20 protein-coding genes, 1 tRNA gene, 3 pseudogenes and 1 riboswitch are annotated in these 22,643 nt (G+C 40.6%); of the genes and pseudogenes, 3 read left to right on the forward strand and 21 right to left on the reverse strand.

Annotated features, from left to right (window positions below; genetic code table 11):
• Positions 1-14 precede the first annotated feature (14 nt).
• From D8849_RS07300 to D8849_RS07340, 9 genes and pseudogenes are all read right to left on the reverse strand, one after another.
• Positions 15-347, reverse strand: a pseudogene (locus D8849_RS07300) (GNAT family N-acetyltransferase); the annotation flags it as partial.
• Positions 348-642 (reverse strand): annotated as a pseudogene (locus tag D8849_RS07305) (GNAT family N-acetyltransferase); the annotation flags it as partial.
• Positions 642-1,688 (reverse strand): phenylalanine--tRNA ligase subunit alpha, encoded by a 1,047-nt coding sequence (gene pheS, locus D8849_RS07310; protein WP_000103743.1) that lies wholly within the window; start codon positions 1,686-1,688, stop codon positions 642-644. The gene pheS and the pseudogene D8849_RS07305, both read right to left, overlap by 1 nt.
• Positions 1,689-1,958: 270 nt before the next feature.
• A complete protein-coding gene (locus D8849_RS07315) occupies positions 1,959-2,408 on the reverse strand; it encodes a GNAT family N-acetyltransferase (protein WP_185756230.1) in 450 nt (149 codons plus the stop codon).
• A gap of 4 nt (positions 2,409-2,412) precedes the next feature.
• On the reverse strand, positions 2,413-2,832 hold the full coding sequence (locus D8849_RS07320) for a chromosome partitioning protein ParB (protein WP_125386639.1): 420 nt from the start codon (positions 2,830-2,832) through the stop codon (positions 2,413-2,415).
• A gap of 27 nt (positions 2,833-2,859) precedes the next feature.
• Positions 2,860-3,510: a phosphatase PAP2 family protein gene (locus tag D8849_RS07325; protein ID WP_125386640.1), complete on the reverse strand. Its 651-nt coding sequence runs from the start codon at positions 3,508-3,510 to the stop codon at positions 2,860-2,862.
• Positions 3,500-4,063: an ECF transporter S component gene (locus tag D8849_RS07330; RefSeq protein WP_000185823.1), complete on the reverse strand. Its 564-nt coding sequence runs from the start codon at positions 4,061-4,063 to the stop codon at positions 3,500-3,502. The genes D8849_RS07325 and D8849_RS07330 overlap by 11 nt, the downstream gene beginning before the upstream one ends.
• Positions 4,064-4,226: 163 nt before the next feature.
• A riboswitch (FMN riboswitch) is annotated at positions 4,227-4,445 on the reverse strand.
• A gap of 59 nt (positions 4,446-4,504) precedes the next feature.
• The gene (locus D8849_RS07335; protein ID WP_000181388.1) at positions 4,505-5,008 is read right to left on the reverse strand and encodes a tRNA (cytidine(34)-2'-O)-methyltransferase; all 504 of its coding nucleotides are present in this window, start codon (positions 5,006-5,008) and stop codon (positions 4,505-4,507) included.
• Between the two features lie 192 nt (positions 5,009-5,200).
• Positions 5,201-5,686 (reverse strand): annotated as a pseudogene (locus D8849_RS07340) (energy-coupling factor transporter transmembrane component T family protein); the annotation flags it as partial.
• Positions 5,687-5,805: 119 nt separating this feature from the next.
• Between D8849_RS07340 and trkA the strand changes: the two are divergent.
• A complete protein-coding gene (gene trkA, locus D8849_RS07345; protein WP_042750050.1) occupies positions 5,806-7,155 on the forward strand; it encodes a Trk system potassium transporter TrkA in 1,350 nt (449 codons plus the stop codon).
• Positions 7,156-7,158: 3 nt separating this feature from the next.
• On the forward strand, positions 7,159-8,598 hold the full coding sequence (locus D8849_RS07350; protein ID WP_125386641.1) for a TrkH family potassium uptake protein: 1,440 nt from the start codon (positions 7,159-7,161) through the stop codon (positions 8,596-8,598).
• Between the two features lie 43 nt (positions 8,599-8,641).
• Here D8849_RS07350 and D8849_RS07355 read toward each other — a convergent pair whose 3' ends face one another.
• The 8 genes from D8849_RS07355 to D8849_RS07390 all read right to left on the reverse strand — a co-directional run bounded on the left by D8849_RS07355 (position 8,642) and on the right by D8849_RS07390 (position 18,284).
• Positions 8,642-9,445, reverse strand: a complete 804-nt coding sequence (locus D8849_RS07355) for an ABC transporter ATP-binding protein (protein ID WP_125386642.1) — start codon at positions 9,443-9,445, stop codon at positions 8,642-8,644.
• 12 nt (positions 9,446-9,457) lie between these two features.
• On the reverse strand, positions 9,458-10,351 hold the full coding sequence (locus tag D8849_RS07360; protein WP_125386643.1) for an ABC transporter permease: 894 nt from the start codon (positions 10,349-10,351) through the stop codon (positions 9,458-9,460).
• A gap of 11 nt (positions 10,352-10,362) precedes the next feature.
• Positions 10,363-11,340, reverse strand: a complete 978-nt coding sequence (locus D8849_RS07365) for an ABC transporter substrate-binding protein (RefSeq protein WP_125386644.1) — start codon at positions 11,338-11,340, stop codon at positions 10,363-10,365.
• 453 nt (positions 11,341-11,793) lie between these two features.
• The gene (locus D8849_RS07370) at positions 11,794-12,720 is read right to left on the reverse strand and encodes an ATP-binding cassette domain-containing protein (protein ID WP_033684751.1); all 927 of its coding nucleotides are present in this window, start codon (positions 12,718-12,720) and stop codon (positions 11,794-11,796) included.
• 10 nt (positions 12,721-12,730) lie between these two features.
• Complete coding sequence (locus tag D8849_RS07375) at positions 12,731-13,798, reverse strand: ABC transporter ATP-binding protein (protein WP_125386645.1); 1,068 nt, start codon at positions 13,796-13,798, stop codon at positions 12,731-12,733.
• A gap of 8 nt (positions 13,799-13,806) precedes the next feature.
• Positions 13,807-14,733, reverse strand: a complete 927-nt coding sequence (gene oppC, locus D8849_RS07380; RefSeq protein ID WP_000103691.1) for an oligopeptide ABC transporter permease OppC — start codon at positions 14,731-14,733, stop codon at positions 13,807-13,809.
• Positions 14,733-16,229 (reverse strand): ABC transporter permease, encoded by a 1,497-nt coding sequence (locus D8849_RS07385; RefSeq protein ID WP_000759915.1) that lies wholly within the window; start codon positions 16,227-16,229, stop codon positions 14,733-14,735. Before D8849_RS07385 ends, oppC begins: the two co-directional genes overlap by 1 nt.
• A 66-nt stretch (positions 16,230-16,295) precedes the next feature.
• Positions 16,296-18,284: a peptide ABC transporter substrate-binding protein gene (locus D8849_RS07390; protein ID WP_000749582.1), complete on the reverse strand. Its 1,989-nt coding sequence runs from the start codon at positions 18,282-18,284 to the stop codon at positions 16,296-16,298.
• A 161-nt stretch (positions 18,285-18,445) separates the two neighbouring features.
• Here D8849_RS07390 and D8849_RS07395 point away from each other — a divergent pair.
• A tRNA-Cys gene (locus tag D8849_RS07395) sits at positions 18,446-18,516 on the forward strand.
• Between the two features lie 198 nt (positions 18,517-18,714).
• On the opposite strand, the gene D8849_RS07400 is transcribed toward D8849_RS07395, so the two are convergent.
• The 4 genes from D8849_RS07400 to murA all read right to left on the reverse strand — a co-directional run bounded on the left by D8849_RS07400 (position 18,715) and on the right by murA (position 22,643).
• The gene (locus tag D8849_RS07400; RefSeq protein WP_125386646.1) at positions 18,715-20,046 is read right to left on the reverse strand and encodes a hemolysin family protein; all 1,332 of its coding nucleotides are present in this window, start codon (positions 20,044-20,046) and stop codon (positions 18,715-18,717) included.
• A gap of 269 nt (positions 20,047-20,315) precedes the next feature.
• Entirely contained in the window at positions 20,316-21,140 is an 825-nt protein-coding gene (gene endA / locus D8849_RS07410; protein ID WP_125386647.1) for a DNA-entry nuclease EndA, read from the reverse strand.
• 38 nt (positions 21,141-21,178) lie between these two features.
• Complete coding sequence (locus tag D8849_RS07415) at positions 21,179-21,367, reverse strand: DNA-directed RNA polymerase subunit beta (RefSeq protein WP_004241151.1); 189 nt, start codon at positions 21,365-21,367, stop codon at positions 21,179-21,181.
• Positions 21,360-22,643 carry a UDP-N-acetylglucosamine 1-carboxyvinyltransferase gene (gene murA, locus D8849_RS07420; protein ID WP_125386648.1) on the reverse strand — a complete coding sequence of 428 codons (1,284 nt, stop codon included), beginning with the start codon at positions 22,641-22,643 and terminating at the stop codon, positions 21,360-21,362. The genes D8849_RS07415 and murA overlap by 8 nt, the downstream gene beginning before the upstream one ends.

A 22,643-nucleotide genomic window follows, 5' to 3' on the forward strand; every position in this document is an offset into this window, starting at 1 on the left:
GAAGAATCCTCTTCTTACCTTAATTTCTTTCTCAGTAACCAATCCGTATCTACTTTTTGACCAACCATAAAATGATGTTGGCTAAATTTTTCAAAACCATATCGATTATAAAACGCTTGAGCTTTTGTATTATGCTCCCAAACACCTAACCAAGCCCAAGAAAAACTATTTTTTGTAGCAAGTTCAAGAGCGAATTCAAACAGTTGCTTACCTAGTCCAAATCCTTGAAATTTTTGTAGCACATAGAGGCGTTGAATTTCAAAAGCGTCTTCTAATTCTCTCTCAGTCTGAGCACTTCCCCAGTTGACTTTTAGAAAACCAGCTATATACTCTTCATGCATCTTGAAATTTTTGTAGCACATAGAGGCGTTGAATTTCAAAAGCGTCTTCTAATTCTCTCTCAGTCTGAGCACTTCCCCAGTTGACTTTTAGAAAACCAGCTATATACTCTTCATGCATAATGAAATAGGTTTCGGATTCTGGATTTTCCAACTCAGTTAACAAAGTTTTCAGACTATAAGCCTCTTCAAAGTATTCCTGTAACTGCTCTTCCGTATTATCATGAGCAAATGTTTCACGAAAGGTTTGTTTGGCAATTTTGGACAACACCCCAACATCTGCCTTTTCTACTTTTCTAATCATTATTTAAACTGTTCTGAGAAACGGACATCTCCTTGGTAGAATCCACGGATATCGTTGATTCCGTAACGAAGCATAGCTACACGCTCTTGTCCAAGACCAAAGGCAAATCCAGAGTAAACAGTCGCATCGATACCACTCATTTCAAGGACACGTGGGTGAACCATACCGGCACCCATAATTTCGATCCAACCTGTTTTCTTACATACGTTACAGCCTTCTCCACCACACTTGAAGCAAGAAACATCCACCTCAACAGATGGCTCTGTGAATGGGAAGTAAGATGGACGCAGACGGATCTGACGCTCTTCACCGAACATTTTTTGGACAATCAACTGAAGCGTTCCTTGAAGGTCTGCCATAGAGATGTTTTTCCCAACTACCAAGCCTTCAATTTGGTGGAACTGGTGACTGTGGGTCGCATCGTCTGTGTCACGACGGAAGACACGCCCTGGTGAGATCATTTTCAAAGGACCTTTAGAGAAATCATGGGCATCCATAGCACGCGCCTGCACTGGAGACGTGTGGGTACGGAGCAAGATTTCTTCAGTGATATAGAAAGTATCCTGCATATCACGAGCTGGGTGGTCTTTTGGAAGGTTCATACGCTCAAAGTTATAGTAGTCTTGCTCCACTTCAAAACCATCCACGACTTGGTAACCCATCCCAATGAAAATATCTTCGATTTCTTCACTAGTTTGTGTCAAAACATGACGGTGACCAGTAGCAACTGGACGACCTGGAAGCGTCACATCGATACTCTCGCTAGCCAGTTGAGCTGCGACTTTCTTTTCTTCCAATAGTTTAGCTGTTTCTTCAAAGGCTGCTGTCAAGACATCACGAGCTTCATTGACGTGTTTCCCAATGATTGGACGCATCTCAGCAGAAACATCTTTCATCCCTTTGAGAATTTCAGTGAGCGAACCCTTTTTACCAAGGACAGAGACACGCAAATCTTGCATCTCTTTTTCATTTTCAGCAGTAATCTGCTTCAAGCTAGCCAGCGTTTCTTCACGAAGCGCTTTTAATTGTTCTTCAATAGTTGACATAATTCCTCCATCAGTCTCTCGTAGATAAAAAGAAAACCACATGCCAAAAACTCCACTCGGAGCGTTGACACGCGGTACCATCCGTTTTCATCTGACAAGTCAGACCTTCATTTCTAAATCCATGCGCAAGTGAATTCACCCAGCTTTCATATAGAGAGCTTGCAGTCACGGCTCTCCTCCCTGATATACTTCCCTTGAGTTACTAGTCTTGCGGATTCCTATTCAATTACTACATAGTTTATCAGATTTTGAGTTAAAAAACAAGTTAGATTAGATTAATTTCAATATAAAACTCATTCCTTTTTCTGTTGCTCCATTTTCCACAAATCCAAGCGACTTGAAACACCTCCTAGAAGCATGATTGTAGGTGTAGATTTCCTTGACTCTCAATTCTTTCCATCCTTTTACTCGAGCCAATTCAATCAAAGTACTTAGAATCTTTTTTCCAAGTCCTCGATGTTGGTAAGCAGAATTCCCAATCACAATGGGGAAATTATCCTGAGATAGTGTAACATCCCCAATTGGAAACCATTCTCCCTTCTCCTTGACTTCAATCCAAAAAAGTTCACCATGCTGATCCAAATAGGAATACATGGCTTCCAAAGTTTCTTGACTATAAGGAAGCTTCACCCCATCTACGAGGTAAACTAAGTCCACATCCTGATACCAAGCAAAAGCTTCCACACAATGATTGACCTTATAATAAGGAACAAGACGCAGTGCATTATCTATTTGTAAAATCTGTTTCATCTGCTTTCCTTTTCAACAAAAGAGTTGCTGCTTGATTAAAACCATCACACCAGTTATACCATTTTGCTTCATACTCATCTTGAGGTAATATATGATTTTTTAAATCCAGAGCAGAGTAAATCTTTCTTTCCTCACAAGCTTGCGCATAGAGATGATATAGTTCATCACCACCATCTCTATCAAACTCAGCAGAAATCGTATCCCGACCTGCCAATAAAGCCTGATAAGCCCTGTGATGCCCATCTGTAATCAACAAGCAATCTCCAAAGGCAAGAATACTGATTGGATCGACTTGGATTGTTTCTGCCGACTGGTAAAGCATCTGAATATCTTGCAACTTCTTTTCTGATAAGTATAGTTGAGTCGGATGGAGAGCTTTTATGTTGACTTTCATTTCTTTCTCCTCAAGAGAATTTGATATTCACTTCTGCTTACCTTTAAATCGCCATTGGAAGCGGAGCTTGTCATAGAAGGGAAACTCTATAAACAGGACTCCCAAACCCACACAGAGACTGGCAAGGACGTCTGATGGATAATGAACTCCCAGATAGACCCTTGATACCAGCACACTGACTAGGTAGAGGCCTAGCACGATTTGCACGATTTTTCTCCAGACTGGATCTTTCATCCGCTGACTGAGAATAACAATCAGAGAGCCGACCATCAAGGTTACAGCCAGAGAATGGCCGCTTGGAAAGGAAAATCCCTTCTCCTCAACCAAGTGTAAAATAGCTGGTCGTGGGCGCTGGTAGATATTTTTAAAGGTCACGATTAAAAGACCTGCCAAAGCCAGATTTCCCAGCATGAAGAAACTTTCTATCTTCCATCGCTTACGATAAAAGATAAAGGCTACGATGGCAACCCAAGTGATAATCACTGGAATATCAATCAAGCGTGTGATGGCCCTGAAAAGAATAGTCAAGTAATCTGGCAAGTCTCCTCGAACGGCAGTCTGTATCGGTTGGTCAAAACCGACCAGAGTTTCAGGGTAAAATTTGACCATGTAGCCAAGAATAACGAAAAGTAAAAGGGCAAAACTGCCCTTCATTAAAAATGTTTGTTTATCTTTCATAGTGTTTTAAGGTTGGTTTCAAGAGAACATACAACAACCAGAATGAAACGGAAAAGATTACACCCTCAATCAAGTTAAAAGGTAATACCATGGTCATTAGGTAGTTGGAAAGTCCCAAAATTTTTCCAATATCAAAGTTAGCAAACTTAGCGTACAAAGGAACAGCATAAACATAGTTGAGAACCAACATAGCCACGGTCAAGCCAATAGTTCCAGCTAGAGAGCCTAGTAGGAAACGAAGGGTTGTCCGTTCCTTTTTCCAAATCAAAGCAAATACGATGACAAAAACTCCCAAAGCTACGATATTCATCGGCAAGCCAATGTAAGTATTCACTCCCTGGCTATTAAGAAGCAATTTCAAGAGTGAGCGAAGCAAGAGAATTCCTAGAGCAGCAGGCAAATCCATGACCACCAAGCCCACAAGGACTGGCAAGATACTAAATTCGATCTTAAGGAAGGATGCCGCTGGCAATAGCGGAAAGTCAAAGTACATCAGCACAAATGAGATGGCTGATAAAATCGCAATGGTCGAAAGTCGACGTGTGTTTGTCATAACAGGTTCCTCCAATTTTCTATAAAATCAGAAGAAGTTAGAAAGGATTCCTCTATCTATTCTCACTTTTTATATCCCAAAAGTTCCCTCTCACTCTATTAAGGAAATTCAAGCAAGCGGTTACAGTTCAGCTATAAATCTATCAGAACAGACAAAGCTATTCTTTCGTCTTCTCCCATCCAGACTATACTGTCGGTTGTGGAATCTCACCACATCAGCTTGCGCTCGCGGACTTATTTGGCTAAGATATTTTAGATTTATCTAGGCGTCGCAGTCGAAGATAATACTTAAAGTATATCGAGACAAGACAACGACGAGAAAACTAAAATAGATAGTCAAATTTACCGCCGGTCGGGAATTTCACCCTGCCCTGAAGACTCTTTTATCATAACAAAAAACGCTTGCAAGCGCAAGCATTTTGTTCATTTTCATTTTCATTTTTTATTTCAATTTATCCACTTCATAGGTGTGGACGAGCTCAAGACCTGCAAAGTTCTGCTGGCGAAGAGCCTCATAGACAATCATGCAGACGGTATTAGACACATTGAGACTGCGGACATGTTCATCATTCATAGGAATACGGAGAGCTTTCTCAGGATGTTCGCGCATAAAGTCCTCCGGCAAGCCCTTGTCTTCACGTCCAAATAGAAAATAATGGTCTTCATCAGTCGATAAATCCACCTCAGAATAGACTTTTTCCGCGAATTTAGAAATCAGATAGAGTTTACCCTTCATCTGAGACATGAAATCCTCCAAACTCTCGTAAAAATAAATCTCTAGTTTATCCCAATAATCCAATCCAGCTCGCTTCATCTTGCGGTCATCAATAGGAAAGCCCATTGGCTTGATGATGTGGAGGGGAGAATTGGTCGCAGCGCAAGTACGCGCGATATTGCCTGTATTTTGTGGAATTTGTGGTTCAAATAATACAATGTGATTTGTCATGACTTGCTTCCTTTCACCATTGCAAAAAAATAGCCACACTGCCCGGAGTCAAGCTCAGCAAACAGCGTGGTTAAGGCATCGTTAACTTACCTCACAACAGGTTTGAAGTAAATCAGCGAAACTACTTTCCTAGTATAACACTTTCAGAATCATTGTCAATAGAAACGACTTGATTTTTTCAATTTTTTCAAGCTATTTCCAAGGGTTGTAAAATCGTCCCTGATTCTGCAAGATAAGTAGTAAACTAACTACTAAAAAAGCAGCTGCCAAGAGCAAGGTAAGATAGTCTCCTTTTTTCAAGGCCCGATAACTATACCACGTGCGTTTTTTCTCTTTCCCAAAGCGTCGAAGCTCCATAGCGGTCGCGATGGTATCAATGCGTTCTAGCGAGCTAAAAATCAAGGGAGTGATAATGCGCAGATTGCCTTTGATTCGTTGCATAAGAGAAGCTTTCTTGGATAATTCCATCCCACGCGCCTCCTGAGACATCTTGATAGTAAAGAATTCTTCCTGCAAATCTGGAATATAACGTAAGGTTAGACTGACAGAATAGGCAATCTTGTAGGGCACACCAATTTGATTTAAACTGGAAGCAAACTGACTAGGGTGGGTTGTCATCAAAAAAATAATAGCCAGAGGAATGGTGCAAAGGTACTTAATGGCCAGATTTAGCAGGTATAGGGTATAGTTTTACCTTATAGCAAATTTCCTACTAAAAACTCTGGTGATTAGCTAGTAGGTGCATTTTTTCTTGAAAAAAGGTATGATAGTTACATAATGAAGAAGTAGGTTTTATTATGAAAATTATCCTTGTCGGAGGGGGAAAAGTTGGTTCTGCCCTCTGTCGCTCCTTGGTTGCAGAAAAGCATGATGTTTTGCTGATTGAGCAAGACGAAGCTGTTCTTAATCATATTGTTAATCGCTTTGATATCATGGGTATCCTTGGTAACGGGGCCGATTTTACCATCCTTGAACAAGCCAGTGTCCAGGATTGTGATATCTTTATCGCCCTGACTGAATACGATGAAGTGAACATGATTGCAGCCGTTCTAGCCAAAAAAATGGGAGCTAAAGAGACCATCGTTCGGGTGCGGAACCCTGAATATTCTAACTCTTATTTCAAGGAAAAGAATATTCTCGGTTTTTCTCTTATCGTTAATCCTGAGCTCTTGGCTGCCCGCGCTATTGCTAATATCATTGACTTCCCCAACGCCCTCTCTGTCGAACGTTTCTTTGGTGGACGGGTCAGCTTGATGGAATTCACTGTTAAATCCTCCAGTGGTCTTTGCCAAATGCCCATTTCTGATTTTCGGAAAAAATTTGGCAATGTCATTGTCTGTGCGATAGAGAGGGATCATCAAATTATCATTCCAAGTGGCGACATGACTGTACAGGATAAAGATAGAATCTTTGTCACTGGTAACCGTGTTGACATGATGCTCTTCCATAATTATTTCAAGTCTCGTGCCGTGAAGAGTCTTCTTATTGTTGGAGCTGGTAGAATTGCCTATTATCTACTAGGTATCCTCAAAGACAGTCGTATAGATACCAAGGTTATTGAAATCAATCCTGAAATCGCCAGCTTCTTTAGCGAAAAATTCCCAAATCTCTATATCGTTCAAGGAGATGGTACCGCAAAAGATATCCTGCTGGAAGAAAGTGCTCAAAACTATGATGCCGTTGCGACTCTAACAGGAGTCGATGAGGAAAATCTGATTACCTCTATGTTCCTTGACAGGGTAGGTGTACAAAAAAATATCACCAAGGTCAATCGTACCAGTCTCCTCGAGATTATCAATGCGCCTGATTTTTCAAGTATCATCACACCTAAAAGCATCGCTGTAGATACAATCATGCACTTTATTCGTGGTCGTGTTAATGCCCAGTATTCAGACCTTCAAGCCATGCACCATCTAGCCAATGGCCAAATCGAAACCCTGCAATTTCATATCAAGGAAGCTAATAAAATGACTGCCAAACCTCTTTCTCAATTAAAACTGAAAAAAGGGGTTCTTATAGCAGCCATCATTCGAAAGGGCAAGACTATTTTCCCTACTGGGGAGGATATGTTGGAAGTTGGAGACAAGCTCCTAGTAACAACTTTGTTGCCAAACATCACCAAGATTTATGACTTGATCGCGAGGTAAGAAATGAATAAAAGTATGATTCGTTACCTCCTTTCAAAATTACTTTTGATTGAAGCTGTTCTTCTTTTGGTTCCTGTAGCTGTTGCTATCTATTACCGTGAATCGAGCCAAGTCTTTACGGCCCTCTTTTCAACAATAGGGATTCTCGTATTACTAGGCGGTTCAGGAATTTTACAAAAGCCCAAAAATCAACGGATTTATGCCAAGGAGGGAGTCTTGATTGTTGCCCTCTGTTGGATCCTTTGGTCCTTCTTTGGCGGTCTCCCCTTTGTTTTTGCTAAGCAAATTCCCAGCGTTATCGATGCCTTTTTTGAAATCAGTTCTGGCTTTACAACTACTGGAGCAACTATTCTGAACGACGTTTCGGTTCTCAGTCGTTCCCTCCTCTTCTGGCGAAGTTTTACCCACTTAATTGGAGGGATGGGGGTGCTTGTTTTTGCGCTTGCTATTATGGATAATGCCAAGAATAGCCACCTAGAAGTAATGAAGGCTGAGGTTCCTGGTCCCGTCTTCGGTAAGGTTGTATCCAAACTCAAAAATACTGCCCAGATTCTCTATCTCCTTTATCTAGCTCTCTTCTCCCTCTTTGTCATCATCTATTATCTGGCTGGCATGCCCCTTTTTGATAGTTTTGTCATTGCCATGGGAACAGCAGGTACAGGAGGCTTTACCGTCTATAACGACGGGATTGCCCACTATGGTAGCTCACTGATTACCTATCTGGTTAGTATCGGAGTTCTGGTTTTTGGGGTAAATTTCAACCTTTACTACTACCTCATGCTCCGTCGCGTTAAAGCCTTCTTTGGAGATGAAGAACTTCGAGCTTACTTGGTCATTGTTCTGGTTTCTACAGGCTTGATTAGCCTCAATACCCTCTATCTCTATCCAGGATTTTCAAAGAGTTTTGAAATGGCCTTCTTCCAAGTTTCCAATATCATTACAACGACTGGTTTTGGTTACGGAGACATTACCAACTGGCCCCTCTTCTCCCAGTTTATCCTCCTCTTCCTCATGGGAATCGGTGGTTCTGCTGGTTCAACCGCAGGTGGACTCAAGGTCATTCGAGGGCTTATCCTTTCAAAAATTGCTAAAAATCAGATTTTGTCAATCCTATCGCCCCACCGTGTTTTGACCCTCCATGTTAATAAAACGGTAATTGACAAAGATACCCAGCATAAGATTCTCAAGTACTTTGTCATCTATTCTATGATTTTGCTATCCCTTATCTTTATTGTCAGCCTAGATAGCAATGATTTTCTGGTTGTGACCAGCGCTGTCTTTAGCTGTTTCAATAATATCGGACCTATTCTAGGAACCACTTCTAGCTTCTCAATCTTTAGTCCTATCTCAAAAATTCTCCTCTCCTTTGCAATGATTGCAGGCCGCTTGGAGATTTACCCAATCCTCCTTCTCTTTATGAAGAGAACTTGGTCTAAGAGATAAAATACAACCACACCTTGTATCTTACAAAGTGTGGTGTTTTTCTTTATCCTAAAACCAATTCATCACTGACTAGACTCTGGCCACTATTTTTCTGGAAGAGATGCATGAGATTTTCAACCGTTAGACGCTTTTTCTCCTCTCCCTTGACATCTACCACTATCTTGCCTTGATAGAGCATAATGAGACGATTACCATACTCAATCGCATGGTTCATATCGTGGGTAATCATCAAAGTCGTCAACTGATGGTGTTCCACAATCTTTTGCGTCAAGTCCATCACCATTTGACTGGTTTTTGGATCAAGTGCCGCAGTGTGTTCATCCAACAGCAAGAGCTTAGGTTTCACCAGAGCTGCCATGACTAAGGTCAAGGCCTGTCTTTGTCCTCCTGAGAGATATTGAGTATCTACTTTTAAGCGGTTTTCAAGACCAATATTCAACTCCTTCAAGGCCTCTTGGAACTGGATTCTATCTTTCTCCTTCACGCCCCAGCCAAGCCCTCTTTTCTGACCACGTCTCAAGGCAATGGCCATATTCTCCTCAATCGTTAAACGAGAAGCTGTTCCCATCTTAGGATCTTGAAAAACACGGGCGATATCCTTGGCTCTCTTTCTTACACTCAGATTTTTAATGGATTTACCTGCCAATAAAAGGTCCCCTTCATCCACCGATAGATTGCCAGCCAAGATATTCATCAAAGTGGATTTACCTGCTCCATTTCCACCAATCACAGAGATAAAATCTCCCTCTTCAACCTCTAAATCTAATCCTTTGAGGACATGGTTCTCATTGACCGTCCCTGCTTCAAATGTTTTGTGAATATTTTCAAGTGTTAACAAACTTGCCATAACTTTCTCCTCCTATTCATTTCTCAATTTTAGACCACGAATCTTTAATCTCTTTTGCAATTCTGGTGCAAATAAAACTAAGGCGAGCAAAATTGCATTAAAGAGACGAACTAGATTTTGATCTAGATTTGGAATTTCATAGATATTTAAAATAATCAAACGGTATACAATAGCACCAATTCCGATGGATAACAAGCGGCCTCCAATGGTCAAGTCGTGTATCAAGACTTCCGCAATAATCACTGCACTCAAACCAACAACAATAGTTCCTGTCCCTGAAGTTACATCTGAAAATCCATCATTTTGAGCAAACAAAGAACCACATAGAGCAATCAAACCGTTTGAAATCATATAACCAAAAATCTTCATGGTGTCTACATTGACCCCATTGGCCTCACTCATCGGAATATTGTCCCCAGTCGAACGCAAGACCAAGCCAATCTCTGTTTTCATCAAAAGAGTCAAGACCAAACAAACAAGTAAGAGACAGGCTAAGCTGAGTGAAAAAACAGCTTCTTCATTTGTCAGACCAAAGTTCGCTAATTCTTTAAAGACCGTTGCAGAATCTCCCAAGGAAAGATTAGGCACGCTTCCCATGATTTTAATATTGATGGAATAAAGCCCTGTCAAGGTCACAATACCTGTCAAGAGAGCAGGAATTTTCATCTTGGTGTGGAGCATTCCTGATACTAAACCTGCTACCATACCTGCCAGCAAAGCCAGTAAGGTCGCAATCCAAGGATTTATACCTGCCTGTATCTGTGATACAACGACAGCTGCCCCCAGTGGAAAGGCACCTTCAGCAGTCATATCCGCAATATCCAAAATACGGAAAGTCAAGTAGACCCCAATCGCCATAATCGACCACAACAAACCTTCTGATAAACTAGATAACACAAAATTCATCTTAAACCTCCTTATTCCTTGCCTTCTAACTTACTAATATCAATTCCTAGTGCATCTGCCATTTCTTGATTGGTATGCAATTCCAGTTTTTCAGGCAACTCAACTGCTATATTTTCTGGCTTTTCACCTTTTAAGACACGAATCAACATGCGTGCTGTCTGACGCCCCAATTCTTCATAATTGGTACCGTAGTTATACAAGCCACCAACAGCAATCATTTCTGTTGAACCACCGAATACTGGAACCTTGTGTTTAATAGAAACCTGCTTGACTGTTTCCATGGTTGACGAAATGATATTATCCGTTGGTACAAAAACCATATCCACCTCTGCCATCAAACTCTCTGCTGCCGCCTTGACGTTGTTACTGTCCAAGATTGTTTTTTCAACAACGGTAAAGCCTTTTTCTTCCAGAAGGCGATTAGCTTCATCCTTTTGGACAACCGAATTGGGCTCACTCTGAGTATAAAGAATTCCAATTGTTTTAGCTTTCGGCAACACTTTCTTTATCAAATTGATTTGGGTTGAAATGGCATCTGATGACTGATCGCTTGTCCCAGTTACATTGCCCCCAGGATGTTCTCTTGACTCAACCAACTTGGCACTGACAGGATCCGTTACCGCTGAAAAGACAACAGGTGTCGTTTGCGTTGTATTAGCCAAGCTCTGAGCAGAAGGCGTTGCGATAGCTAGAACGACATCACTAGATTCTGCTAGTTGCTGGGAAATCGTTTTTAGATTTCGTTGTTCTCCCTGTGCATTTTGCAAATCAATCTCGATATTTTTCCCCTCAACATAGCCTTGTTTGGCCAGCTCATCCACAAACCCTTCTCTAGTAGCGTCCAAAGATTGATGGGTAATAAATTGTGAAATACCGATACGAAAAACATCTTTTTTCTTATCTGCCTTCAACTGATGCAAACTAATCAGAGAGGTCAAGAGGATTCCCACTACCAAGAGGGGGGCTAGTAATTTTCGAACAACTTTCATAATGAAACTCCTTCTCAGAAAAGATAAAATAAAAAACCGCCTAGATACTATCTAAACGGATGCTTGAAATAATCTAACAAGTTATAACTTTGCTAGTCCATTTAGATATTCATCTATATGGACCACAATCAAAAATCTTAGCCACATAGATACAAACAAATTGCTTGAACTGTTTGCATCCATGGTGACATGTCTACAAACACTATCTAAAGTAGCTAAAGTAAAAGTTTTGATTCATCGTTACAGCTTGTTTCTTATTCATTTCTTTTTCTGCTTTCTTTTTTGATGTTTCCTATCTTACCACCTTTTTCATCACCTGTCAAGAATATTTCAGAATTTTTTAAAATTTTTCGAAAATTCTTTCGAAATGCTTTCAAAGTTTTTTCAAATCAGTCCAACAAAAAAAGGTTTATAATTTCCATAAAAGTTAACATGGAAATTATAAAACCATTATTAGTTTAACCCTTGTTGGTAACGCGCCAATTCGGCTTGGTTAGCCCAAACATAGTGACCTGGACGGATTTCTACCATAGATGGCTTATCAGTCTCATAGTCGTGTTGACTTGGATCGTAAACCTTCAAGACCTTCTTACGTTCCAAGATTGGATCTGGGATTGGTACCGCTGAAAGCAAGGCTTGAGTATATGGATGAATTGGATTGTTAAACAATTCTTCTGTTTCTGCAACCTCTACAATAACACCCTTGTAAATAACCGCGATACGATCTGAAATAAAACGGACAACCGACAAGTCATGGGCGATAAAGAGATAGGTCAAGCCAAGTTCTTTTTGGAATTTTTTGAGCAAGTTCAAGACTTGGGCACGAACAGAAACGTCCAAGGCTGAAATGGGCTCATCCGCAATAACAAAGTCTGGTTGCATGACCAAGGCACGGGCAATACCGATACGTTGACGTTGACCACCTGAAAACTCATGAGGGTAACGAGTCAAGTGCTCAGCAAGAAGACCTACTTCACGGATAATATTTTGAACTTTCTCTTTACGTTCTTCTTCATCCTTAAATAGATGGTGATTGTAAAGACCTTCAGAAATAATATAATCAACAGTAGCACGTTCATTCAAACTTGCCGCAGGGTCTTGGAAAATCATCTGGATACGACGAATCAATTCTGCAGCTTGTTCACGCGATTTCTTACCATTAATCTTTTGACCATCAAAAATGATATCCCCATTACTTGTATCATTAAGACCGATGATGGCACGACCAATAGTTGTTTTCCCACTTCCTGACTCACCTACAAGCGAAAAAGTTTCTCCCTTGTTGATAAAGAAGTTAGCATTTTTAACCGCGACAAACTTCTTACTTCCTTCACCGAAGGAAATTTCTAAATCTTTGATTTCTACTAATTTTTCAGACATTTCCTTCCTCCTAGTCTGCCAGATGGGCAAATCCCATTTTTTCACGGATTTTATCGTGGAGATTTGCAATCACAGCTGGTTTTTCTACTTTTGGAGCATCCTCATGAAGAAGCCAAGTTTTAGCCCAATGCGTCTCTGATACTGAGAATTGAGGAGCTTTTTGTTCGAAGTCAATCTGCATTGCATAGTCTGAACGCAAGGCAAAGGCATCCCCTTTCAAGTCAGTATAAAGTGACGGAGGTGTTCCTGGGATTGAGTAAAGATCCCCTTTATCATCAGCAAGCTGAGGCAAGCTAGACAAGAGACTCCATGTATATGGATGGCGAGAGTCATAGAAGACTTCCTCAACAGTTCCATACTCAACGATTTCTCCAGCATACATAACCGCTACCTTATCCGCAATACTTGCCACCACACCAAGGTCGTGGGTGATAAAGATTGTTGTGAAATGGTACTCGTTTTGTAAAGATTTTAGCAAATCAATAATCTGTGCTTGGATGGTTACATCCAAGGCAGTCGTTGGCTCATCACAGATCAAGACATCAGGTCGGCAGGCAAGGGCAATCGCAATAACGATACGTTGACGCATCCCTCCAGAATATTGGAAGGGGTATTCATCAAAACGTCTATCTGCTTCTGGAATCCCAACCTTATTCATGTAGTCAATCGCCAATTCTTTCGCTTCTTTAGCTGTTTTGCCTTGGTGTTTTACAATAACTTCTGTAATCTGACTACCAATTGTTTTAATTGGGTCCAAACTAGTCATTGGGTCCTGGAAGATAGTCGCAATCTTAGCACCACGAATTTGTTCCCAATCCTTGTGAGAAGACAAGGCTGTCAAGTCTTGACCACGGTAGTCAATACTTCCTTGGGCAATGCGACCATTTTCTTCAAGCATACCTGTGAAGGTCTTTGTCAAAACAGATTTTCCTGATCCTGACTCACCTACCAAGGCTAGTACTTCTCCTTCAACTAGTTCAAGGGAAACGCCGCGAATGGCTGTCAATACTTTGTCACGAACGTCAAATTCCACGACAATATCGCGAGCAGTCAAAATTACATTTTTTTCTTTTGTCATTTCTACTCCTATCTATGTGTACGTGGATCACTAGCATCCGCTAAGTTTTGACCAACTACGAAAAGGGATAAGGATACCAAGACAAGAGTTGTCAATGGAATCCAGAACAAGTAAGCATTGGTTGTTACGTTTTGTGAATAATCTGAAATCAAACGACCCAAACTTGGCACTGTAATCGGCAATCCAAGACCGAAGAAAGACAAGAAGGCTTCGTATGAGATAAAGCTTGGAAGCATTTGAGTCATGGTTGTCACAATAACAGATACCAATTGTGGCATGATGTTTTTGGCAACAATCTTCAAGGTTGGTGTTCCCAAGGTACGTGACGCCAAGTTGTATTCCAAGTCACGATAACGCAAGATTTGCACACGAATCATGAAGGCAATCCCAATCCATGTTGTTACACTCATGGCAAAAATCAGATTCCAGAATCCAGCTCCAATTGAGTAAGTCAAGACAATGACAATCAAAAGAGATGGGATGTTTGAGATGACGTTATAAACTTCCATCATCACGCGGTCAACTGATTTTGAAATTCCCCAAATACCACCGACAAAAACACCGATAACCAAGTTAATTACTGTCGCAATCACAGAAATGAGGATAGAGTTACGAGCTCCGAACCAGACACCGTCAAAAAGAGATTTACCGTTACTGTCTGTACCGAACCAATGCTCAGCATTTGGCTTGATATAACGAGCACTAAAGTCGTTTACCTTGCTGACATCATTGAAATCAAACTTAGAAAACATTGGGTAGATGAAACTCATCAAAATGATAGCTACCAAGATTCCCAACATGACTACAGTTGATTTCTTCTTCATAAATTGTCTAAACACTGAACCCCAGTATGAATAAGCTGGCGCATCAATAGCTTCAGAGGCAAAATCGTCACGTTTTACAAACTGAAATTTTTCTTTATCGATTGTAGACATTATTTGCCTCCTTTCTCAGTCAATTTAATACGTGGGTCAATAATAGTCATCCAAATATCTCCCAAAAGAAGTGAGAAGATAGAAATACATGTAAAGATGAAGACAAGACCAACGACCATAGAGTTATTAGATGCTTTTACAGAGTCAATCAACATTTTACCCATACCTGGGAAGGCGAAGACTGTTTCAGTAAGGGTTGCACCACCAATAACCCCGATAACGGCACCAGGAATTCCTGAAACCAGCGGAACCATGGCATTTTTAAAGATGTGTTTGTTTGAAATTTCTTTTTCAGACAAACCTTTGGCACGAGCAAAACGAACAAAGTCCTGTGATTGCAAGTCAATCATGTAACGACGAATCCAAATAGCTGTACCAGGAGCACCCAACAAACCAAGAATCACTGCTGGTAAAACATACGAACGCCAATCTCCAGCACCCAAAATAGGGAATGAATCTGGAAGACCAATTGATGATCCAATCAAACGAACAATGTAAACCAAGGCAATGGTTGGAAGGGCCATCAAGAAGGTCAAAAACCCTGTTGAGAAGCTATCAATCCAAGTATTCTTGAAGCGAGCCATAGCTGAACCAAGTGGCACGGCAATCGCATAAGAAATCACCAAACCAATCAATCCAACGACTGCAGAGCTAGCAATCATAGAAGGATATTGGTAGTTGCTTTCAGTTGCAGTATATGGGTCATCTTTCCCATAGTTAGCTACTTCACGAGAATCAGCCTGACTAGGCGATTTGTAGGTTCTTGAGTAAATATTTACAGAAGAAGTTTTCTTACCTGTTGGGAACTGAACTTGAGATGTTTTTGTTTGCCCTTGTCCTTGAGTAATGACCTGTAAAACAGGGCTATTAGCATAGGTTGGATAAGAGTCACCTAAATTAATGTTCACAAAGTTTTGATGCACAAACGGGAACTGACTGTTGAAGTACAAGAGATATTTGTGTTTTGTTCCTGAACCGACCAAGGACCATCCGATCGCTGGATCGTTTTCAAAACGAAGGTAACGTTTCAAGTCTGGATTTTCAGGGTCTTGAATTTTATTTGTATGATCAATGTCAATCAAGTTAGCATAGAAGTGAAAAACACGTTCAAAAATCGGGATTTCACGCGTAGCGTAGAATTGGCCACTTTCAGTAAATTCTCCCAGGGTCCAACCATGACCGATTTGTTTGATGTATTTTTCATAGATAGCCTTGTTGGTATCATTGGCTTCAACTGTTACAGAAGCATCCATCTGGCTAGCTTTTTCTTGCAACTCTTTGGTATCGTAGTACTCGATATAGCCCATACGCTCATAAACGGTATTCTCATAGTTATCACGTTTATCAGCAGTTGTAGCAATCTTGTTATAGTTGGTATCCTGTTTGAAAATCAATTTTCGAGGAACCATTGTATAGATAATCGTGTAAGTCAAGGTTGTTACTAAGAAGATAGAAACCAATGACCGCAAAACACGCATAAAAATATATTTTTTCATATCATTTCCTTTAAAAATCCCAAAAGAACCTTCTCCTCATGGAGAGAAAGTTCTATTGAAAATTATTTACTTCACATGACTTGCCAATTCTTTTTGAGCTTTCTCGTTTGACTCAGTCTTTTCTTTCAACCATTTTTCACGAGCTTTTTCATACTCTTCTTTGGTGATTGCTTTTTCACCAACTTCAGTGTACTTCAAGTATCCTGAATTTTCACCTTTAAGGCCGGCTACTGAATATGAAGAGCTAAATGGTAGAACTTTTGAAACATATGAAACGGCTGTTTCTTTTGGAGAAGCCATTACTGGAATTGTCAAAGCATTGTCAGTCAACCAAGCTTGTGCCACCGCGTATTTTTCATAACGTTTTTGAACATCTTGGTTTTCGCTGTTTGCGTCATCAAGTAATTTTCCATAGTCAGCTAAACCAAGTTTGCTTACTACTGATGCATCTGTGTTTTGGTCAATACCAAGGTAAAGACGAGTGCTTCCTCCCTTAAGGACGAATTGATCCAAGAAAGTAGAAGGATCTTGATAGTCAGGGTTCCATCCTAGCAAGGTATGGATATCCCAGTCTTGCTCTTTAGCTGTTGGAGCGCTAAATGAAATTGGTAAAGCTTCCGCTTGAGTCATTTGTTGTAAGTCTACAACAACATTATCTGAACCCAATACTTTTTCAATTGATTGTTTCAATGATTGAACACGGTTTACAACCGCTGTTGATTCTTGGATAACCAAGGCATCCAAGTGAATTGGGAATTCAACTCCTTCAGCTTGTAGGCTTGATTTAGCTTTAGCAAAGACTTCTTTCGCTTTTTCTTCATTGTAAAGGCCATTTTGAGAATCTGCTAGAGATACGTTTGACCAAGTAGAAGAATTTGTCTTAGCCAAGCTATCTTGTACCAATTCACCAAATGTTTTCTTACCAACTTGAAGATTATATGGTGCGAATGTATTACGGATGGCTACTGCAGCTCCATCAGTACCATTTGTTTGAGCTGAGTAAGAATTGCGATCTACCGCAAAGTTCAAGGCTTGACGGAATTCCTTGTTTAGCAATGCTTTCTGAGTAGATGTCTTTTGAGCATCACTTGTTTTGGCAGTATGATTATAGGTTGTACGGCCATAGTTCAAGCTGACAGTTGCAACACCCGCACCTGGTTCGTTAAAGTAAATGTTATCTTTGAAGTCAGCTGCATATTTTTCATATGTCGAACTTGTAGGGAAGATACGAGCCTTGCTATATTGACCATCAGCAAAACCTTTAGCAATCACATCTTGGTCCTTACCATCCCAGAAAGTGAACTTAACGTTCTCAATTTTTACATTTTCTTTGTCCCAGTAAGCATCATTTTTAGCCATCTCGATAGATGATTTTGGAGTTACAGATTTTAAGACAAATGGACCGTTATAAAGAATAGAATTAGCATCGGTTGGGGCACCAAAACCTTCCCCTTTTGAAGTTAAGAATTCTTCATTAACCGGCATCAAAACACCACTAGTTGTCTTGTCATTCCAGAAAGTTTCTGGCTGGTTCAAGGTATATTCTAGTGTTTGATCATCGAGTGCTTTTACTCCAACGGTTGAAAAATCACTTGTTTCACCCTTGATATATGCTTCTAATCCTTTAATAGAAGAGCTAACGATTGAAAGTCCTTTTGATTTTCCATCTACGGCGTGTTTCAAACCAGTAACGAAGTCTTTAGCAGTTACAGGAGCGTATTCTTCTCCCTCTGCTGTCACCCATTTAGCATCCTTACGGATTTTATAGGTATAAGTCAAACCATCTTTTGAAACTGTCCATGATTCAGCAATAGAAGGAACCAGGTTACCATATTTATCATTAGCCAACAAACCATCTACAGCATTTGTTGTGACGAATGATGTTGAATCGATATTGCTGACGATATAATCCAAGGTTTCTGGATCTGTTTGATAAACATATTGGTAATCTTTTGCTAGTTTAGCATTATTTGAACTAGTGTTTGAACACGCAGCTAGAACTCCTGACGCTAATAAGGTAGCTCCCGCTACAGCAAGCACTTGACTTTTTTTCATTTATTTACTCCTCTTATAAATAAAGTATAGGTTATCATCAATTATATCATAGATTTCAAGAAAAGTAAACGAATTTTCAGAATATTTAGGCTTATTGACACAAAAAATCTGAAAAAGCTATTGACTGAAAATCATTTTCAAGGTATAATAATAAACGTTAAGGCGGTATAGCCAAGTGGTAAGGCACGGCTCTGCAAAAGCTTGATCGTCGGTTCAAATCCGTCTACCGCCTTTCAATACCGAATTTATCGGAATTTATCAAGACAAAAAGCCCGTAAAATAGGGCTTTTTTATTTTTATTTCATGATAAAAAAGGATAACTTTAAAAAACTTTTGGAACTAGGTTGGGGCTGAGTTTTTCGAGAACACAATTCCATTTTGAAATCAACTGAAAAAAGCTTTGTCACGCCTGGTGACAAAAGCCTCTAGTTTACTCTGTTTCTTCTTCTATTTCAACTTCGGTAATTTGGACTTTTACCTTTGTAACACGTCCATTTTTTACCTTATCATTGGTTAGGATAAGCTGTTTGTTTTGGCTGACTAATTCATAACTGAGTTTCTCAGTCGTTGGAATGGTCCCCACTCCTGTCAAATAGTAACCAGCGATGGTATCAACGTCATCACTTTCCAGTTCAACATCAAAGTAGTCATTAAAATCATTGAGATTCATGGTACCTTGAACAATGTAAGTATCCTCACCGATTTGATGAACATCTATTGCCGCTTTATCTGTTTCGTCATCGATTTCCCCAACGATTTCCTCTAAGAGGTCTTCTAGGGTCACCAAACCAGCCATCCCACCGTATTCATCCAGCAAGATTGCCATTTGTCTTTGGGTGTTGCGAAGTTCTTTTAACAAGTCATCCACAAAAATAGTTTCAGGAACAAAAAGTGGATCTTGTAAGATTTTCTTCCAAACAATATTGTCAAAACCGTCCACAAAGCCCGCCTTAAGGAGACTCTTGGTGTGAATAATCCCAATCACATTGTCCTTATCCCCATCATAGACAGGGATACGAGAATAATTTTGTTTTAAAATACTTTGGATGATGGTTTGACTATCATCCTGAATATCGACCATAAAGGCATCCGTTCGAGGAACCATGACTTCTCTGGCCATTAATTCGTCCAGTGAAAAGATTCCTTGTAACATTTCAATTTCGTCAGCATCTAGTGTTTCTTCACTATTTGTCAGCATGTACTCAATTTCATCACGGGTCATTTTTTCGTCAGCATCGTCAAAGGTCATAGGAGTCAAGCGACTCAAGAGATTGGTAGATGCAGACAAGAGCCAAACAAAGGGACTAACTAGTTTCCCAAGTCCAATGATAACTGGCGCTGTACGAATCGCCAAGGCATCCTTTAGATTAAGAGCGATTCTCTTAGGATACAATTCCCCAAAAACGATGGAAATATAAGTCAAAAATGCTAAAGATAGAAAACTTGCAATGGCATAAGCTGTTTCGCCATTTCCAAGCCAAGATGCAATTTCTCGTCCCAAAGTTTCTGCCAAACTCGCCCCAGATAAGATCGTAATCAGGGTAATCCCTACTTGAATGGTTGATAAAAAGTGGTTAGGATTTTCTAGTACCTTCAGTAGACGGATATAACGTCTATCTCCTTCTTCTGCCTTTTGTTCAACCCGCGCACGGTTTAGTGACACCATGGCCATTTCTGTGGCTGAGAAAAAGGCATTTAACACCGTCAAGATAAACAATAAAACAAATTGTAGCAACAAATTCTGACTACTTGGGTCTTCCATAGTTCTTCTCCTAAAATAGTATCTTATCCTTCATTATATCACAAAATCTAATCTAGTACATATTATTTTTTCTCATACTCTTCGAAAATCTCTTCAAACTACGTCAGCTTCATCTACAACCTCAAAATAGTGTTTTGAGCAACCTGCAGCTAACTTCCTAGTTTCCGCTTTGATTTTCATTGAGTATCCATGTCTATTGTAGCCCTGCTGAAACTAGTAAAAAGAAGAACTCCTACATCCACAAGGGACATAGGAGTTTATTTTATATTTTACTGAGTAACAGTCACTTCTCCAGTTCGGTAATCCAGTTGAAGTCCCTTTTGAACATTGGGGACTAGAACATTAAATTCCAATTCTCCGTCTGAAGACTTGGCTTCAATCTGTGAAGCTGAAGGAACTAAATCATCGTTTGTAGCATAGTAAAGGGTTACACGGTAACGGACACGCTTGTTTTGGTCTAAGGCTTTACGCACCAAGCTTTCATAATAGTTTTGACCAGTCGAATCCTCGGCTTGTGCCTGATTTGCCCAGGCTGTTTGAACAGCAATGTTTTTAGGATTGCTTGTCGAGGCATCAAAACCATCCAATCCACCGATTAAGGCATAGCCTAACAAGTGACCTCTATCGACCGCATGGGTATAAGATCCCTTTAGATTCTTGACCTGATGCCAGCCTGGAGGAGTCCAAGAAGTCGAACCATTCCCAGTTTCTTCACGATTCTTGTACTGACGAGTAGCCTTAGACAAGAGGGCATTTGCTACGGTTGGCACTGTTTCCTTGCCCACTGTCTTTGTTTTATTATCAGCGTAGGGCTTACTTGAAACCTTGGCATCTAGATTTGTTTTATTACCATTGACGATAAAAGCACCTGAGCCATTCCACTCCAGACTCCCTTTTATTTGACTCTTGACTGAGTCTGTTAAGACACTCTCTGCCAATGCTTGACTAGGAGCTTCAGACGCTTGTTTTTTCTGACTAAGTTTGGTTTTGGGACTATTAGCTGTCGACTGCATCTGCTTGATATAATAGCTTCCCGCAGATAAGAGTAATAACACTAGCAGTCCGATCAGTGTCTGTCTTGTTTTTTTATCCATTTTTCTCCTTATCTCTAGAAAAAGACTGGTTCTCCAGCCTAATTTCCTGTAAATTTATGAATTAATTCCTGCCATTTTGCCGGAGACAGGATAGCCCATGGATCTTGACCCTTGCCCAAGATTCCATAACCTACCATTAAACCGATTCCTAGGGCTAAAGCACCCAAAAACAGTACCAAAATGACTAGAAGTAAACGCTTGATTACGTAGCTTGATTTCTTATTCATCTTCATCACTTGCCTCAATCCGCTGAATCTTAGCACCTAGCTGCGCCAACTTCTCATGGAAACGGTAGTAACCTCTATCCAAGTGAACCAATTTACCAACTACAGTTTCTCCTTGTGCTACCAAACCAGTCAAAATCAAGGCTGCGCTGGCACGAAGGTCAGTTGAAAGAACTTCTGCCCCCTGCAAAGGTTGACCACCAACAATACGAGCTGTATCACGGATAATCTCAGAGTGCAAGCCCATGCGACGCATTTCTTCTAGATGTTGGAAACGATTTTCGAAAACTGTCTCCACCATAGTTGATTCCCCTTTTGCGACGGTCATCAAGGCTGTAAATTGAGCCTGCATATCTGTTGGAAATCCTGGGTGGGGCAAGGTTTTCACATGAACAGCTTTTAGATTTTCTAGTTGAGAGCGAACTCGAATCCCTTCAGTCTCCTCTGTCACTTCCACTCCCATTTCAAGCAACTTGGCAATCAAGGGACGGTTGTGCTCCCAGACAGCGTCTTTAATCAAGACATCACCACCAGTCATGGTAGCAGCTACCATAAAGGTTCCTGCTTCGATACGGTCTTGGACTACATTGTGAGTCGTACCATGAAGTTTCTCAACACCGGTAATGGTAATGGTCTCTGTACCAGCACCCTTAACCTTAGCTCCCATTTCATTGAGGAGAATGGCTAGGTCAACAATCTCAGGCTCACGCGCAGCATTTTCAATCACTGTCACCCCATCAGCTAGAGTCGCTGCCATCATCAAGTTCTGCGTAGCACCAACACTTGGGAAGTCCATGTAGATATGAGCTCCATGTAAGCGATCAGCCTTGGCTTCGATATAACCAGCTGTCTGACTAATCTTAGCCCCCATAGCTTCTAGACCTTTCAAATGCAGATCAATAGGGCGGCTACCAATCGTACAACCACCTGGCATGGATACCTTGGCATGACCTACACGGGCAAGAATTGGTCCCAAGACAACAATAGATGCACGCATCTTGCTGACATACTTGTAAGGAGCTTCCTCAGTGATATCGCCAGTCGCGTCCACCTCAACAAGATGATCTTCTTCATTAAAATCCACCTTGGCATTTAAACCACGAACCACCTGATTCATAGTGAAAACATCTGACAAGATAGGAACGTTCTGCAAAACAGTCTTTCCTTCACTTGCTAGAATTGTCGCTGCCAACAAGGGCAAGACTGCATTCTTTGCTCCTTCGATCGTAACACTTCCTACCAGACGATTATCGCCACCTTGAACCACAATTTTTTCCAT

It is taken from the genome of Streptococcus mitis (assembly GCF_003942765.1).
GTDB classification, from domain to species: Bacteria; Bacillota; Bacilli; order Lactobacillales; family Streptococcaceae; genus Streptococcus; species Streptococcus mitis_BE.